The 12,968-nt window shown below is 60.6% G+C and carries 18 protein-coding genes; 10 read left to right on the forward strand and 8 right to left on the reverse strand.

The features are described from left to right. Nucleotides 1–176: 176 nt before the first annotated feature. From DT057_RS13715 to DT057_RS13725, 3 genes are all read left to right on the forward strand, one after another. The gene (locus DT057_RS13715; RefSeq protein ID WP_128562668.1) at nucleotides 177–425 is read left to right on the forward strand and encodes an AbrB/MazE/SpoVT family DNA-binding domain-containing protein; all 249 of its coding nucleotides are present in this window, start codon (nucleotides 177–179) and stop codon (nucleotides 423–425) included. Then, nucleotides 418–807 (forward strand): type II toxin-antitoxin system VapC family toxin, encoded by a 390-nt coding sequence (locus DT057_RS13720; protein WP_128562669.1) that lies wholly within the window; start codon nucleotides 418–420, stop codon nucleotides 805–807. The genes DT057_RS13715 and DT057_RS13720 overlap by 8 nt, the downstream gene beginning before the upstream one ends. Before the next feature lie 93 nt (nucleotides 808–900). Next, on the forward strand, nucleotides 901–1,323 hold the full coding sequence (locus tag DT057_RS13725) for a Ros/MucR family transcriptional regulator (protein WP_128562709.1): 423 nt from the start codon (nucleotides 901–903) through the stop codon (nucleotides 1,321–1,323). 180 nt (nucleotides 1,324–1,503) lie between these two features. Here DT057_RS13725 and DT057_RS13730 read toward each other — a convergent pair whose 3' ends face one another. Together DT057_RS13730 and DT057_RS13735 are read right to left on the reverse strand one after the other, a co-directional pair. Then, nucleotides 1,504–1,953 carry a hypothetical protein gene (locus DT057_RS13730; protein WP_238313501.1) on the reverse strand — a complete coding sequence of 150 codons (450 nt, stop codon included), beginning with the start codon at nucleotides 1,951–1,953 and terminating at the stop codon, nucleotides 1,504–1,506. A gap of 41 nt (nucleotides 1,954–1,994) precedes the next feature. Then, a complete protein-coding gene (locus DT057_RS13735; protein WP_203236272.1) occupies nucleotides 1,995–2,414 on the reverse strand; it encodes a hypothetical protein in 420 nt (139 codons plus the stop codon). Between the two features lie 226 nt (nucleotides 2,415–2,640). On the opposite strand from DT057_RS13735, the gene DT057_RS13740 reads away from it, so the two are divergent. Continuing rightward, complete coding sequence (locus tag DT057_RS13740; RefSeq protein ID WP_128562671.1) at nucleotides 2,641–2,886, forward strand: hypothetical protein; 246 nt, start codon at nucleotides 2,641–2,643, stop codon at nucleotides 2,884–2,886. Between the two features lie 868 nt (nucleotides 2,887–3,754). Here the strand turns inward: DT057_RS13740 and DT057_RS13745 are convergent. Continuing rightward, nucleotides 3,755–4,066: an ArsR/SmtB family transcription factor gene (locus DT057_RS13745; RefSeq protein ID WP_128562672.1), complete on the reverse strand. Its 312-nt coding sequence runs from the start codon at nucleotides 4,064–4,066 to the stop codon at nucleotides 3,755–3,757. A 306-nt stretch (nucleotides 4,067–4,372) separates the two neighbouring features. Here DT057_RS13745 and DT057_RS13750 point away from each other — a divergent pair, with 306 nt between their 5' ends. From DT057_RS13750 to DT057_RS13760, 3 genes are all read left to right on the forward strand, one after another. Continuing rightward, the gene (locus tag DT057_RS13750; protein ID WP_128562673.1) at nucleotides 4,373–5,389 is read left to right on the forward strand and encodes a hypothetical protein; all 1,017 of its coding nucleotides are present in this window, start codon (nucleotides 4,373–4,375) and stop codon (nucleotides 5,387–5,389) included. A gap of 185 nt (nucleotides 5,390–5,574) precedes the next feature. Continuing rightward, nucleotides 5,575–6,015: a hypothetical protein gene (locus DT057_RS13755; protein ID WP_128562674.1), complete on the forward strand. Its 441-nt coding sequence runs from the start codon at nucleotides 5,575–5,577 to the stop codon at nucleotides 6,013–6,015. Nucleotides 6,016–6,152: 137 nt separating this feature from the next. Next, on the forward strand, nucleotides 6,153–7,085 hold the full coding sequence (locus tag DT057_RS13760) for a hypothetical protein (RefSeq protein WP_128562675.1): 933 nt from the start codon (nucleotides 6,153–6,155) through the stop codon (nucleotides 7,083–7,085). Between the two features lie 58 nt (nucleotides 7,086–7,143). On the opposite strand, the gene DT057_RS13765 is transcribed toward DT057_RS13760, so the two are convergent. After that, nucleotides 7,144–7,779: a hypothetical protein gene (locus DT057_RS13765; protein ID WP_128562676.1), complete on the reverse strand. Its 636-nt coding sequence runs from the start codon at nucleotides 7,777–7,779 to the stop codon at nucleotides 7,144–7,146. Between the two features lie 538 nt (nucleotides 7,780–8,317). Between DT057_RS13765 and DT057_RS13770 the strand changes: the two genes are divergently transcribed. After that, complete coding sequence (locus DT057_RS13770; RefSeq protein WP_128562677.1) at nucleotides 8,318–9,025, forward strand: hypothetical protein; 708 nt, start codon at nucleotides 8,318–8,320, stop codon at nucleotides 9,023–9,025. 303 nt (nucleotides 9,026–9,328) lie between these two features. Here the strand turns inward: DT057_RS13770 and DT057_RS13775 are convergent, their stop codons facing one another. After that, entirely contained in the window at nucleotides 9,329–9,592 is a 264-nt protein-coding gene (locus DT057_RS13775) for a PNPOx family protein (RefSeq protein WP_203236273.1), read from the reverse strand. Here DT057_RS13775 and DT057_RS37510 point away from each other — a divergent pair. Together DT057_RS37510 and DT057_RS13785 are read left to right on the forward strand one after the other, a co-directional pair. Further along, entirely contained in the window at nucleotides 9,568–10,134 is a 567-nt protein-coding gene (locus DT057_RS37510) for an aminotransferase class I/II-fold pyridoxal phosphate-dependent enzyme (protein ID WP_128562678.1), read from the forward strand. The two genes, DT057_RS13775 and DT057_RS37510, sit on opposite strands and share 25 nt — an antisense overlap. A 202-nt stretch (nucleotides 10,135–10,336) precedes the next feature. Then, nucleotides 10,337–10,762: a hypothetical protein gene (locus DT057_RS13785; RefSeq protein WP_128562679.1), complete on the forward strand. Its 426-nt coding sequence runs from the start codon at nucleotides 10,337–10,339 to the stop codon at nucleotides 10,760–10,762. 106 nt (nucleotides 10,763–10,868) lie between these two features. Here the strand turns inward: DT057_RS13785 and DT057_RS13790 are convergent, their stop codons facing one another. From DT057_RS13790 to DT057_RS36800, 3 genes are all read right to left on the reverse strand, one after another. Next, on the reverse strand, nucleotides 10,869–11,267 hold the full coding sequence (locus DT057_RS13790) for a hypothetical protein (RefSeq protein WP_128562680.1): 399 nt from the start codon (nucleotides 11,265–11,267) through the stop codon (nucleotides 10,869–10,871). A 303-nt stretch (nucleotides 11,268–11,570) separates the two neighbouring features. After that, nucleotides 11,571–11,909 carry a DUF3768 domain-containing protein gene (locus DT057_RS13795; protein WP_128562681.1) on the reverse strand — a complete coding sequence of 113 codons (339 nt, stop codon included), beginning with the start codon at nucleotides 11,907–11,909 and terminating at the stop codon, nucleotides 11,571–11,573. 114 nt (nucleotides 11,910–12,023) lie between these two features. Further along, the gene (locus DT057_RS36800) at nucleotides 12,024–12,680 is read right to left on the reverse strand and encodes an SH3 domain-containing protein (RefSeq protein WP_238313499.1); all 657 of its coding nucleotides are present in this window, start codon (nucleotides 12,678–12,680) and stop codon (nucleotides 12,024–12,026) included. Between the last annotated feature and the right edge of the window lie 288 nt (nucleotides 12,681–12,968).

Raw genomic sequence — 12,968 nt, forward strand, 5'->3', positions numbered from 1 at the left:
GCTTGGCCGTCAAACGAGCGAATGACGGACCAGTGGTAACCAGCTCCGGCAAGCGCGCCACGTGCACTGCTGCAACAACACGGCAGACGGGTAGCTTGATGCCTGCCAGAGGCTTCCTGCACCAAGCTTCGGTTGCTACATTTCTGCGCGTTCATAGCCTCGTAGCGGATCTCGTCATGGCAGCGGTGAAGGGCAAAGTGGTGGAGGGTGGCCGCATCATCGTGCCAGCCGCCTTTCGACAGAGTTTGGGCTTGAGCAAGGGCGACACCGTGTTCATGGAGCTGCACGGCGTCGAGCTCCGCATCCGCCCCGCGCGATCCGCCCTGCGTCGCATCCAGGCCAAGCTGCGCGCCCTCGCACCAGAAGAGGGCTTAGTGTCCGACGCGCTGATCGCCGACCGGCGTGAGGAGGCCGAGCGTGAGTAAGGGAGGATACGTCCTCGATGCCTCTGCCCTGCTCTGTCTGCTCTTCAACGAGCCGGGAGCGGATCGCGTCGAGGCCGTGCTCCACGACGCCTGCATCGGTGCGGCGAACTACGCCGAGGTGATCGGCAAGCTGGTCGATCGCGGACAGGCCCCCGAGGAGGCGGTGGCAGACTTGCGCGAGCTGGATCTCGACGTCGCGCCCCTCGATCGTGCGCAGGGCGAGGCGATGGGAGCCTTGTGCGCCAGCACCCGCCAGGCAGGTCTGTCGCTCGGGGATCGCGCATGCCTGGCGCTCGCGGCGGGCCGCAGTGCTGTCGCGCTCACCACCGACCGGTCCTGGGCGAAGCTGGAGGTCGAGGTCCGCGTCGAGGTTGTGCGCTAAGCAAGCAGATGGATGGCCAGCAACGAGTTCTGCACCATTGACAACTCAAGCGCGGCCGTGTTCCTAGCCAGCGGTTTCCAAGAGGACTATCTTATGTCAGATGAATACACTGGCACACCTGTCGATCTGACGGACCTCACAGCCGATATCGTCTCGGCGTACGTTGCCAGGAACAATGTTCCAGCCGCCGAGCTGCCCCATCTGCTCCAGACCGTGCACAGCGCACTCAATAGCCTGGGCCAGCCCGCCACGCCTGAGCCCGAGAAGCTGACGCCGCCTGTACCGATCAGAAGGTCCGTGACGCCTGACGCGATCATCAGCCTCGAAGACGGCAAGCCCTACAAATCGCTGAAGCGCCACCTCAACAGCCGCGGGCTCAGCCCCGAGCAGTACCGCCAGAAGTGGGGCCTGCCACACGACTACCCCATGGTGGCAGCCAACTACGCCGCTACCCGCTCCGCACTCGCCAAGAGCATCGGGCTTGGGCAGGGGCGACGGAAGAGCGCGACAGGGTGAGCGCCTGGGCGCTTGTGACCAGGCCTGATGCTGGTCCACGGGCACCCTCTCTCGCGAACGTACTCCTGTGGCGGTCCGGCTCTGCCTGTAGGCGGATCGCGTGGGAGGGCGTGAGACGGGTTGGTGGCGGACTTGTTCTTCCCACCAGCCTATGGGGCTCACTCACTCCTTCCCGGAACCTCAGGCAACGCCCATTCCGAACAAATCGAGCTGCTGGCCGCCGTGCGCGCGCCGCGGCCGCCCACGAGGTCTCGGCGGTCTGCTGATCACGGGTAGCGCCTGACGCGGCTTGCCGTGCAGGACGGCTCCGACGATGCGGCAGCCGTCACCGTGATGTAGGAGGTAAAGGCTGTGCGGCCCGGCTCGCAGGATCTCCTGGCGCAGCAGCTCACCAACTGGCAAGCGTGCCAGTGCCGCGAGCAGGCAAGGCAGTCCCGCCGAGGCGATCTGCATGGCCCGGAACTCGATCGAGCGCGTGCTCCACAGTTGCTGGGCGGCGCCCGAGCTCGTGGCGGGGAACGGGTTGGCGGCGAACGCCGTCACCTCATCGAGCAGGAAGGCGGCGAGTTGCTCGCGCTCGGCGACGTGACGGGCTGCCAGGAGCGCTCCGGCGAGTTGGCGCTTCGTCATCGGCATGGTCCGAGTTGCCCCCCCCCTCCACTCCGGCCAGATCACGCGATCATGCTGGAGTGGAGATCGGGACCTCGGCTCAGGCTCCGCCGCTCGAACCCTCGCTCCATGACGGACCTCGGCAACGGCAACGACGCGGCCAGCGCGATCGTCGTGGTCCACAGCCGCCAGGGCGTGGAGAGCGGCAGGAACTCCGTCTCGTCGAGCAGGAGCAGCGCCTGTCCAGCGCGCTCCGCCACCAGCCGGAACGGCTGCTCACCCGACGGCCCAATCAGCACCACGCTCAGAACGTTGCGACCAGGATGTAGCCAGGGTGTCACGTCGTAGCCGAAGCCGTCCTCGCACGGGTCCAAGCCCTCGATCGCCGGCTGGGTCAGCGCATAGGTGTTGAGACTGACCACAGCGCGGCACCCCGCGCCCGACATCGTCAGGCGCAGCCGCTCCCCGGCTCGCATGTGCATGATTTGCCCCGTTCCAAGGGCAGGATTGGCTGCTTCGCGGGTTTTCCACAATGGGAACGAGACGCGAACGACAACGAAACGTTAACCCTGTTGCGGTGTCGCTTGCCGCGATTGGTTCCCCCGGGCCCGTCACTCACGGCTCGCCGCATCCTCTCGGTGCGGCGGGCCGTGCTCCTCATGGCTGCAGGCAGCGAGGAGAACCCGAATACGGAGTTGGGAGGAATTGATGGCCTACACGCTCGTGCAGCTTGCTCCGGGCAGCTACGATGTCGACTGCAATGGGCATGTGGTCGCGAGCCTCGTCCGTGAGCCCGGTCGAACACCCTCGATGGCGAGGTGGCACGTCGAACTCCTCGAGGCGACACCACGCGCCAAGCGGCCGCCGCCATTCACCGATCAGATTCACACCTTCCCGAGCTTCGAGGAGGCGGCGAGCTGGCTCGACGCGACCGTAGCAGCACTCAACGATTGAAGGTGCTGATCCAACGGGCTCTGGGAGAATGCCGGTCTCGAAAAAAGTCGGGGAGCCGCAGGCGGCTTCGCAAAGCGCAGCCACCGGTCGAAGTTTAGCGCCATCCCCTACTTTCTCGCGTGGTTGCGACACCCGGGTGTCGCAGCTCGTCACAGGGCACCTGAGTGGCTCGGCAAATCGGGCTTGAGCTTCAGGATCCGACGGCCGCGTTCCCACACCTCGACCCGCGAGGTCCCGGCGATCGCCCGAGCCGCTGCCGCCGCCTCATCATCACTTCGTGCCTCGATGACGTGGGCCGCGAAGATATGATTGTTCGCGCCGATCAGGTACGCGCGATAAGTCGGCCTATCTTCCTGAGCATCTTTGCATAGCTTTGATGCACAATTTCTCAGCATAGATCATCTGCCCCTCATCCGAGAAAGCATATGCCGCGTCTTCACTCGATGGTGCGCCTGTTTTCTGCTGCTCCAGACATCCTAAGCAGGCCTGCCGTGCAATTAAACCCGCTCAGATGTCGAAACACCCCTGGATTTGCATGACCAGATGGTCATTAAGATGCATGTCATTGTGTATACTGGCGGTTTCCCAGAACCCACAAAGGCCTTAACACCACTGGTTGCGCGACCATGCAGAGCGCATTCCGATCGCAATACTTTCATAGATTTAGCTGAAATTGTATCGTGGCACGAGTTGAAGTCGCGTTGGCAACCTTCAGGGCAGCACGACCACAAGCGCATCGGAGGTTGCCACGAGCCAGATCGGCCTCGCCGCCCCCAGGCAGGCAGATGACGGCCGCGCTCACGCCTGCTCCGGTCGCCCAAGCCGCCTGGAGCAACTCCTCAGGCACTCTCCACGGCCCTGCGGACCGTCAGAAGTCCTGGTCGAGGGTAGATCCTGCGGCGTTGAGCGTCTCGGCCCACCTCTCGTCGAGCCAGGCGTGGATCGCGCTGATGCCACGCTGATCAATCCGGTAGATGCGCCGCGTACCCTGCGCGGTTTCCGTCACCAGGCTTGCCTCCTTCAGGATGCGGAGGTGCTGCGAGACGGCAGGCCGACTGACCGCCATGGTGCTGGCGAGTTCACCCACAGGGCTTGGGCCATGTGCGAGTCGCTCGAAGATCTGCCGCCTCGTCGGGTCGCCGAGGGCCGCGATGGCGAGGAAAGCCTGTGTGTTAGCCATAGCTTACAGTAAGTCCTGACTAACGCAATGGCAATATCCGCTCTTCGTCGATGCCGCGGAGGCTCGTATCCTTTCTGGGTCTGAGAGCGAGCCGCATTTTGTGGGAAGACTGGGAGGAGTGCATGGCGGATGGGATGCATAGCAGGGTGGGTACGCCGGAGATCGTGATGGTATCGCCCAGCATCACCGCCGTCGAATGGGGGGAGATGACCTTCGCTGACATTCCACAGAGTCTTGATCAACGCTTTTATATAATAAACCAGGTGGCAAATGGCTAGTAATAATTCAAACGACGATTTATATCCTATGTGGACAAAGACCAATGTTGTGACGAAAAAAAATGTTAAAGTCACAACCTACGTGAAAGGAGAATACAAATATAATTTTGTTTCAACTGAGGACTCATTCCTTGATATTGCCTGGAGAAAACTCGATCTAATGCAGTGTATAAATATACTTAGTAGCGGCGAGACTTCTTTCCGTGGTCATGAATATGTGATATTTTCTGCCCTCTGTGCATGGGTGATTGATCCGAAATCAAACACAACGATACGCAAAAATTCAATCACTCTAGCTGTCGCCAGACTATTATCTGGTGCTGAAAAAAGGGCAATCCGAGAAAGGCGTCGCACTAAATCAGAAGATTACGGCCTGGTCACAGCCTTGTCTCCTAGTTTTTATAACGAAATATATTTTCCAATCGGCGGTTTACAGCGGATTATAAGCACACCATCTCGCACGGGATTGGTGAAAAAAAGAGCGCCTTTCTTAAGACATCACAATATTGCCTGTACAATGATGGGCATTGATCATTATCATCGAGATAATTTGTCAAACACAAAAGGATTTGGCTCTGCCAGCATCAGAAAGTCATCCGAATTGGTCCAATCAATCCATGAAAAATTGGGGGAATCTGCTCCAGATGCCAAGAATGTTGAAAATAAGCACTATAGAATTGTACTAGATAGTTTACCATTTTCATATGCGGCCAAATCCATCATCTTAGATGATGGGCGTACCTTGTTTGATGCGATGTTCGAACGAGATCTGCACGTACGCGATTTTTCAGCCGTCTGCTTACAGTGGTTCAAGCGTACACTTTACGTGGCAAATCACGTTTTGAACCGCGAGGCCGATGCAAAAACTGCAACTCGCCTGAATAGCCGTGAAGCTGAAGCCAAGCAAGCTGAATTTATAGTTAACTGTCTTGCCGGACATAAGCCTGAAGTTTTTGGCCCTCCTGAATATATATTGAATAACGGAACTGATATTAAAGATATTTATAAACACGGGGGCTTGGCGGCACGTAAGAGGAGATCATAAGCACAAGAGCGAAGGGTATCATGTGCCGCTGTTGTTCGGTCGAATAGCAATCCTGCCCTAAGATTATTAAACCAGGTCTAAAGCCTTTAAACCTGGTCTTCTATAATTTAACCTTATTGTGCATCAATCTAAATCACTCCATAACCCTGGTGATCGCAGCGTCTTGCGATCTTCAGGAGGTAAAAATGGGCAAGAATAAGAGCTATACATCCGAAATGCACGTTGACAATGATCCTTCTTGCGGCATTTGGCTGACCGATCAGCTGGATGATAACATCTCTACTCATAATTTCAGCCCAAATTCTAAGAAGTGGCATCATATGTACGACATCAATCAGCGGTTTTTTTTCGATGATAGGCCGCGTTGGCGTATTCATTACACGGCCGATCAGCCGTTAGTCATCAGCTTCCAGGAGATCGTCGCGCTGGCCGTGCAACTTGGCCTTCCCGAGCTGGAGATCTTGGCGATGGCAACCGGGCAGGGCCTGCCGACGCCGCTTCTGGGCCGACACGGTGAGATGGAGTCGGACGTTCGGTTCGCTCAGTGGCTCTACAAGGATGTCCTTAAAGCTCTGATTACCGCCTCGCCGCGGGTCAAGCGTGTTCCGCTCACGCGCGCGGGCTGAGCCACAGCAAGTGGCCTGCGGGGAAGCTTTCTGCTCCCTCGCAGCCACTACCGCCCTCATCACTATCACAGCGCAACCCGATCGAATTTTCTCGTAACGAAGAAATCTGAGCTCCTGTCAGCAAGGATCACCACAACATGAAACTGAGACCGCAAAAGCAGCCCGAGCGCGACAGCGAGTGGGCAACCTTCAACGTCGAGCACGAATTTAGTGGGCGGGGCCCGTTTCCGCCCGACCGCTCTGAGATGAAGCGTCGTATCGCCGAAAACCCGATTTCGGTTCTCGGTGAGTGCAAGTACAAGCTGCACGCCCTGCAGAGCGGCTATCGCCGCGAGCTTTATGAGGTGCTGGCAGACGGCTATGGTGTTGCGCTGCACTTCAAAGACAACTTGACAGCCTACAAGGAGTTTCTGGGGCTGCAGTTTTTCAAGGGCGGCAAATACACCCTGAAGCCGCGCAAGCAGCAGTTGCACGCGCTGCGGCATGTGCTGAACTACGTCTTCGACGCCAAGTCGAAGCACATGCGTAACCGCACCGGCAAGTACGCCGCGGGCTTGGAAAACTACATGAAGATTGGGGTGCCGGCGAACCGGATAGCTAAGATGATCGAGGACGACGGTGGGATCGAGGCGCTGTACCAGAAGAGCCTCGACGCGAAGGCGGCGTTGCCGAAGCGGCGTAGCGCGCAGCAGCTGGCGGAGGAGAACGAAACGCTGTTTGGGACCGCGCCTGTGAGTGTACGGGATTCCTCGGCAGAGTCGAAGGATTTGCCCCTCGACGATCTCGAGGACGGTCCGGACGAGGAGAACGACAACACCGCGATGAGCGACGCTGAAGGTGACAACGACAACGACGGCAGCAAGCGCAAGCCCCTGAGTGGTCACGGTCGCGACAACCGCGAGCAGTCAACCGTGGAGTTTGAGGTCACTGAGGGGCGCCTGAACCGCTTCCTGGCCCTCGACAAGGGCCGTAGGGCGACCGTTGAGGTCGAGAGCCTCGGCCGGGACGCGAAAGGCTGGCTGCGACTGGGCGTGAAGAAGGTGGTGTGGCGTCGAAACGAGCGGGGCTGAAGCGGCCAGCATACCAGCGCGACCAAGGCCGGGGCGGTACGCCGCCCCCGCCGCCTCGTTATCCGCGGTCGAGCACAGGGCGGCGCCAGGGCTCCGCAGCCAGCCGCGGCACCGAGCGCAGCTCACTCGATGTCCGGGGCAGAATGAGCACAGCATCGAAGTCGGCCCGACCCCGCGCCAGGGCCTTGAAGTTGTAGCCGTGCACGTAGTCCAGGTTGCTGGTGATGCGTTTGGCGAACACCGAAGCGAGCGGCGAGCCGGCGCCGCAGTACCGCCGGTCGTCAGCCAAGTGCCCGTCCAGCCCCTCCACGAGGCGGCTACCCGGCGGCACGACTGCTACTCCCTGCAGGTGCAGCCCGCCATTGGGTGTCAGGTCCCGCAGCCGCTCCTTGGCCCGCTTAGGGACGGGGAAATCGGGGACCAGGATCCAGACGGGAAGGCGAGCACGATTGGTGGCGGTGTGCGGCCGGCGCCACACGCGCGTGAGCACGCTCGCGTAGACCCGCTCGGCCTCCCGCTGCATCTGCGCCAGCACGGTGTCCGGGCGGCCTGCCATGTGGTGAAACTTGAGCACGAGGAGGTAGGGAAGCCAGCCCTCGCCCACCCGGTCGATGGCGATTTGGCCCCAGCCCATCGTGAGTTGGTTGATTTGGTTGCTCCGGCTCAGCCCGGCCAAGCCTACCAGGCTGTCCATGTGTACGTGTGTTCCCATTGCAGCTCTCCTGCGGCTTTTCGCTCACACTTCGTATGAAGTCACGCTTTCCTGAGTAGATATGATCAGTGTTTTCAATTGGCATTGCTTAAGCAATCACATTGGCCGGGACCATCTGACGATGAAGTGGCCAATAGCGGCTCTATTTAAACACACCTCACCATATGCAAGCATCAGACCTTGCACTATGGGCGCGTAAGCGCGATCCGTGCTGTGGCGATCCAGCGAGCACGGCCGAGTGTTGAATAAATTACTATTTACTAGCTGCCATTTTTCGCTGTTGGCTGGACGGCCTGGGCCAGCGGCGGCACCGACGCTTTCTGGCAGTGCCAGGGCTCAGTGTGCACGAGCCAATTTGCTTATCCAGTAAATCATGCTTTGGCACACGCCTGTGCTTTGTCAAAGAGGATTTGCTATGCCCAGCACGAACTCCACTTCATCTACCGCTCATCTCCGTCGCATGATCCAAAGATCCTACGCGGGGAACTTCCGTCGCAAAGCGTGCTCACCTGCTGGGCGCGTGATGCTGCGCGACGGCGGCGTCACCGTAGCCCGTGTACGCCGCGAGATGTTCGAGGACGCAATTCGTCGCTTACAGGGCCAGACAATCGCCGAGTTCGCTGGTCTTGAGACTCAATTTCCAAACGCATGGGAGAAATTCAACACCAACATATTCCTGCTCACTGCCATAGCAAGCCACGTAGTCACTTACTTATCAAGTGACGGTGTCATGCAATTTTTTGTCGAACTTCAGAAGCAATCGCTTCGATATCAATTTCGCTCGCAGCTTCAGGATGACCTTTTCCAGAATATCAAGGCAATTTGGAGGATCGAACTAGCGGTCCCGAACTCGCGGGGGGCTTTGCAGCGCGCGAGCTATCTAGCGCCAGATCACTTCCCCCCGTCGTTTCACAGGCAGCTGAACTCGGCGCTTCAAGCAGCCGTATACACAGATCTTTTTCTGGATCATAAAGATCCTACACGAGTCAAGCTTGCGGAAGCATTGGCAATCATGTGCTACTGTTTGCTGGAAAATCGGGCGTCGTCTGTGGGAAGCATGTCAAAAATGGTACGAATCATTGTTGGAACGCAGTTGCACATGATGACATGTCATCCCGAAGAGGAACTTACGATCGGGATCGTTCGGATAGTGGATGAGGCTTTGAAGTACACAACGAATGTTCGCGGCGAGGCCTTTCAGATGATGGCCCTCTTCGGCAATACCTGAAAACGTATTCATGGCCGTCAGATGGGGAGGTCGGAGTTGGCGTGCGATCATTGCTTGCTCGCTGACGCCGACTTCCTAAGTGAGTCCCGCCCCGCCGAGGTAGGAAAGGGTGTTGCCCGCGCCAGTCCGCGTAGGTGGCGGCGCGAGCTCCCGCCAGTGCCTCCTCCAGGCGGCGGTCGGACCGATAACCGTCGAGGGGCTTCGGCCGGCCGACGTCGGAGGCAGGCACGGACGGGCTCCGCAGCACCGAGCACGGTGCGAACCGGCAGGCGTTCGGCGTAGATCGGCAGGGCGTACTCCTCCTCAACGTCCGCAACACCCTGGGTGCGGATCTTCGCCGAGGCCCGCTCGTATTTCCATGCTGACGACGGCCGCCGCCTTGATCTCCTGCGTCGTACTCGCGCAGCCCGGCGGTGCGGTGCGACCGGGAAAAAGCGATCGACCATCATGCCCAGCGCGCGCCTTCTCCAAGTCCTCGATCAGGTGGGCGCGTTCAAAGGCCATCGCCGAGCGATAATCGACCGAGTGGTTGGCCGAGCAGAATGGGGTCGGCGGCAACGCGGTCATGGTGCCTACGAGTACCTGCAGGTGGACGGACTGTTCGAGGCGCAGGTTGGTGCGGGAACGTTTGTGGCCGCCCGTCTACCGACGCCCTCGGACAGTGTGCCCCCCTCACCTCAGCATCGTTGAGCGCCTCGGCACGGCGTTTTCGCGCTCGGCCAGTCCTATTGCCAATCCCATCCTGCTTCGCCGTCTGGCAGCCGCCCTGCGCCATCGCGACCGGCAATGCCGAGCTTGGCTATGGTGATCCGCGCGGGAGCGAGCTGCTGCGCCGGCAGGTGGCGACCCACTTGGCCGCGAGCCGCAACATCCGCTGCGACCCGGGCTGCATCGTCATCGTCGGCAACACTCAGCAGGGTTTGCGCCTGTGCGCGGAGGCACTGCTGCGTCCTGGCGATGGCGTGTGGTTTGAGGATCCCGGCTACCCGGTCGCTCGTAGGTCGTTGGAGGCTGCGGGCTTTCGCTCAATCCAATCCCGGTGGACGCCAACGGGCTCGACGTTGCGGCCGGCCACCAGCGCGACGCCATCGCTTGAGCAGATTACGTAACACCATCGCCCGGAGCAGGATGTTCTCGCGGTAGCCCTCGCCGAAGCCGCCGGTGACACCCTCCAAATCGGTTGTGAGCTTCAGTTTTAGCTCAAATAAAAGCAACCAACTAGTTCTGGTAAAACGGTACTGACTTGGTGGAACGTCCGCGCGCCGCCAACTCAATTCACTCACACTCACATCAAATCTGCAGGAGACAACAATGATCAACAAGGAATATGTTCGTCTGGAACGCCGCGTGCGTGGCGTGGTCGAGGAGGTTTATCAGCGGAAAGAGCCTCTGGCTCCGAACTCACCAAAAGGGCGGCTGCTGTTGAAGGAGGATGGTTGCGTCGGCCGTGACATGCGCGGCGTCTTGCTGGAGCGGGAGGTGAAGCAGTGTCTTGATCGCGCTACCGGCTTTCACGTGCTCGCAACTTCGGATGATCCGACCTGCGTCGATGACATTGATGCCGTGGCGATGCTGTTTCACGTCGCGTTAAGAGAGCTTATCATTACACTTGGTGGGGAGCTTGCGGGGGAAGTTCTTGTTGAGCTTTCCGAGTATGCTCGTAGCGGGCCGAGCAATTTTCGTGAGAGCGTCCTGAACATCATTGACAATGCTGCGCATGATCAAGATTTGACTTAACGCATTCTGTCCAAATGCGAACGGGAAATTTGCTGTTCTGGTGCTGCGATTTCCCTCCATGCCGGCGCGTGCGCATCGACTCGGAGCGCACGCGCCGGCTCGCCAGTCAGCGTAGCTTCTTGAAACGCTCGCCGGCCGCCCAGCGGCGTTCGATGTCGGCCACGATCAACGGAATCGCCTCCTTCGTTTGCACGTCGCCGTAGGATAGGCGGAATTGCTCGACCGCTCGTGGGCCGAGCTGGGACAGCTTTTCAACCGCCGCTTTGATCTCCGGGTCGTAGGCAGCCAGAGACTGCCAGCGATTTCGAAAAGCCTCCGTTTCGCCTGGGCGGCGCTGACTCTTGAGAAACGCCAGGCCGAGCACGGCTGGAAAGAAGAAAAAGCAGATCGCTGCCCACTTCTTCTTCTCCAGCCCCTTTCGTTTAGCGATGTCCCAGCCCAGGAAGGCTCCAAACAAAGCGAGGCCGACAAGCCACACCAGCGTCGAGTCCGAATTTTCGTTCATAGTCTTCCCTATTCACTTTCTTGTAGAGAAATGAGCAAATCCGAGAGGATTCTTCGGGGGATCGACGACACCAGCGTTACTGCGCCATCTGCCCGCCGCATCGGACGCGGCAGCGTTGAACCCGACCATCGATGTGCTGTGACCAGCTCGCAGCTGCGCTCGGCGTCGAAATCGATGTGCTGCTGCGTGTCTCCGGCGACGGCGATGGCTCGCCCTAGCCGCTGTGCGCCGGTCGCAAGCCGCGCCACGCGCGAGGCCGGTCTGGTGCCCGCGGGCCAATGAGGGGCCCGCAGGCGGCGGCGCTTAGTACTCGTGCGCCAGCATGATCGTGAGCATCCGCGTCGTGATGCTGCTGTCACTTGGATCGGCCGAGCCGCCGCTCAGCGCGCGGTCGTAGTAGTCGATCTTGAAGAACACCCGCTCGCCCCCGACCGTGAGCGCGCCGAAGTCGTGCTCGCCGCGCGGGTCGTTGTCGGGCGTGAAGTCGTCGTAGGCCGCAATCGCGTCGAGGATGGCCTGCTGGCGCTCGCGGCCGAGCGCGATGATGCCGGCGGTCAGCATCAGCACGCCGCCTGAGAGCGAGCGACGCAGGATGTCGTTGAGCGCGCGTGTGCGGCCCACGTCCAGGAGGGTGGTGGTCATCGAAGCCTCAGATTGTGGGAAGGAACGGTGCCGGCGCCGCGGGAGGCGTGAGGCCGGCGAGCACCCGAGCCGGGGCAGACCTCGACTCGGATGCTGAGCTTGGGGCGGGGTCGGCTAAGCGTGGCCGGGTGGCAGCAGCGCGACTTCGCCGGCGCGCCGCAGCAGGGTCGGCTCGGTCGGGTAGTCGCGCCAGCGCAGCGAGAACACCCCGCCGTTGATCCCGATCACCTCGGCTTCCCACCAGCCCTCGGAAGGACCCTCGGTGACCAGCACGAAGCTACCCAGGCCGATCTCGTCCCGATCCTGGGGCTGAGGGTTGCCAACGAAGGCTCGCTCGGCCGGCCGTGCAGCCGGCTTGGCAGCTGCTTTCGCCGGCTGGGCGACTGCCGGACCCTCGGGCGGCTTCACGGCCGCTGGTGGCTTGCCTGAGGGCTTTGCGCCGCCTTCAACCAGGCTGGGGCTGCTGCCGCCCGCGATCTCGACGAGGCGGGGGTACAACTCGCGTCGCACGTAGGGCACGAACGCGCGGCCGCTGCTGAACACGCGACCGTGCGTGAACTCGTCGGCGAAGCGGCGCTGCTCGTCATTGGCAAGGTGAAGCACGCGCAGCTTCATCAGCCCGGCGGCCTGAGCGGCGAGCTTGGCTTCGCTGGCGTCGAACCAAGCGGCGCGCGGCCGGCCGCTCTCGTCGCGCCCGAACAGCACCAGGGCCGGTGTCATCGGTCGCAGGGGGATTTCGGCAACCAGGTTGGGTGCGGGATCGGGGCTCATGAGAGGGCTCCTGAAACGACGAAGGCCCCCGTGGTGGGGGCCTTGGTGGAGAGGTTGGTGCTGAGAGCACGCCCGTCGGGCAGCGGCGGCGGTCGATGCCGCCGGGAAGGAGGTGGTCGCTGGCGCATCAACAAGCTCCATGGCTCACGTCGACAGCACCGACGCGGCGCACCGGTTGGCTGATCAACGCTGCCAATGTCGCATAAAACGCAAGCAAGATCAACGTCTTAGCCTTGTATCAGCGTTTGGTGCCACTGTCGCCCGTGTGTGCCGAGCCGCATCGGCCAC

This window comes from Methylobacterium crusticola (genome assembly GCF_003574465.1).
GTDB classification, from domain to species: domain Bacteria; phylum Pseudomonadota; class Alphaproteobacteria; order Rhizobiales; family Beijerinckiaceae; genus Methylobacterium; species Methylobacterium crusticola.

Excerpts from the sequence above, each read along its gene's own strand:
- DT057_RS13735 (WP_203236272.1), bottom strand. The coding sequence starts at position 2,414 with ATGCACATGCGAGCCGGGGAGCGGCTGCGCCTGACGATGTCGGGCGCG.
- DT057_RS13740 (WP_128562671.1), top strand. The coding sequence starts at position 2,641 with ATGGCCTACACGCTCGTGCAGCTTGCTCCGGGCAGCTACGATGTCGAC.
- DT057_RS13725 (WP_128562709.1), top strand. The coding sequence starts at position 901 with ATGTCAGATGAATACACTGGCACACCTGTCGATCTGACGGACCTCACA.
- DT057_RS13775 (WP_203236273.1), bottom strand. The coding sequence starts at position 9,592 with ATGACCGCGTTGCCGCCGACCCCATTCTGCTCGGCCAACCACTCGGTC.
- DT057_RS13760 (WP_128562675.1), top strand. The coding sequence starts at position 6,153 with ATGAAACTGAGACCGCAAAAGCAGCCCGAGCGCGACAGCGAGTGGGCA.
- DT057_RS37510 (WP_128562678.1), top strand. The coding sequence starts at position 9,568 with ATGGGGTCGGCGGCAACGCGGTCATGGTGCCTACGAGTACCTGCAGGT.
- DT057_RS13750 (WP_128562673.1), top strand. The coding sequence starts at position 4,373 with ATGTGGACAAAGACCAATGTTGTGACGAAAAAAAATGTTAAAGTCACA.
- DT057_RS13755 (WP_128562674.1), top strand. The coding sequence starts at position 5,575 with ATGGGCAAGAATAAGAGCTATACATCCGAAATGCACGTTGACAATGAT.
- DT057_RS13715 (WP_128562668.1), top strand. The coding sequence starts at position 177 with ATGGCAGCGGTGAAGGGCAAAGTGGTGGAGGGTGGCCGCATCATCGTG.
- DT057_RS13795 (WP_128562681.1), bottom strand. The coding sequence starts at position 11,909 with ATGACCACCACCCTCCTGGACGTGGGCCGCACACGCGCGCTCAACGAC.
- DT057_RS13785 (WP_128562679.1), top strand. The coding sequence starts at position 10,337 with ATGATCAACAAGGAATATGTTCGTCTGGAACGCCGCGTGCGTGGCGTG.
- DT057_RS13730 (WP_238313501.1), bottom strand. The coding sequence starts at position 1,953 with ATGACGAAGCGCCAACTCGCCGGAGCGCTCCTGGCAGCCCGTCACGTC.
- DT057_RS36800 (WP_238313499.1), bottom strand. The coding sequence starts at position 12,680 with ATGAGCCCCGATCCCGCACCCAACCTGGTTGCCGAAATCCCCCTGCGA.
- DT057_RS13765 (WP_128562676.1), bottom strand. The coding sequence starts at position 7,779 with ATGGACAGCCTGGTAGGCTTGGCCGGGCTGAGCCGGAGCAACCAAATC.
- DT057_RS13745 (WP_128562672.1), bottom strand. The coding sequence starts at position 4,066 with ATGGCTAACACACAGGCTTTCCTCGCCATCGCGGCCCTCGGCGACCCG.
- DT057_RS13790 (WP_128562680.1), bottom strand. The coding sequence starts at position 11,267 with ATGAACGAAAATTCGGACTCGACGCTGGTGTGGCTTGTCGGCCTCGCT.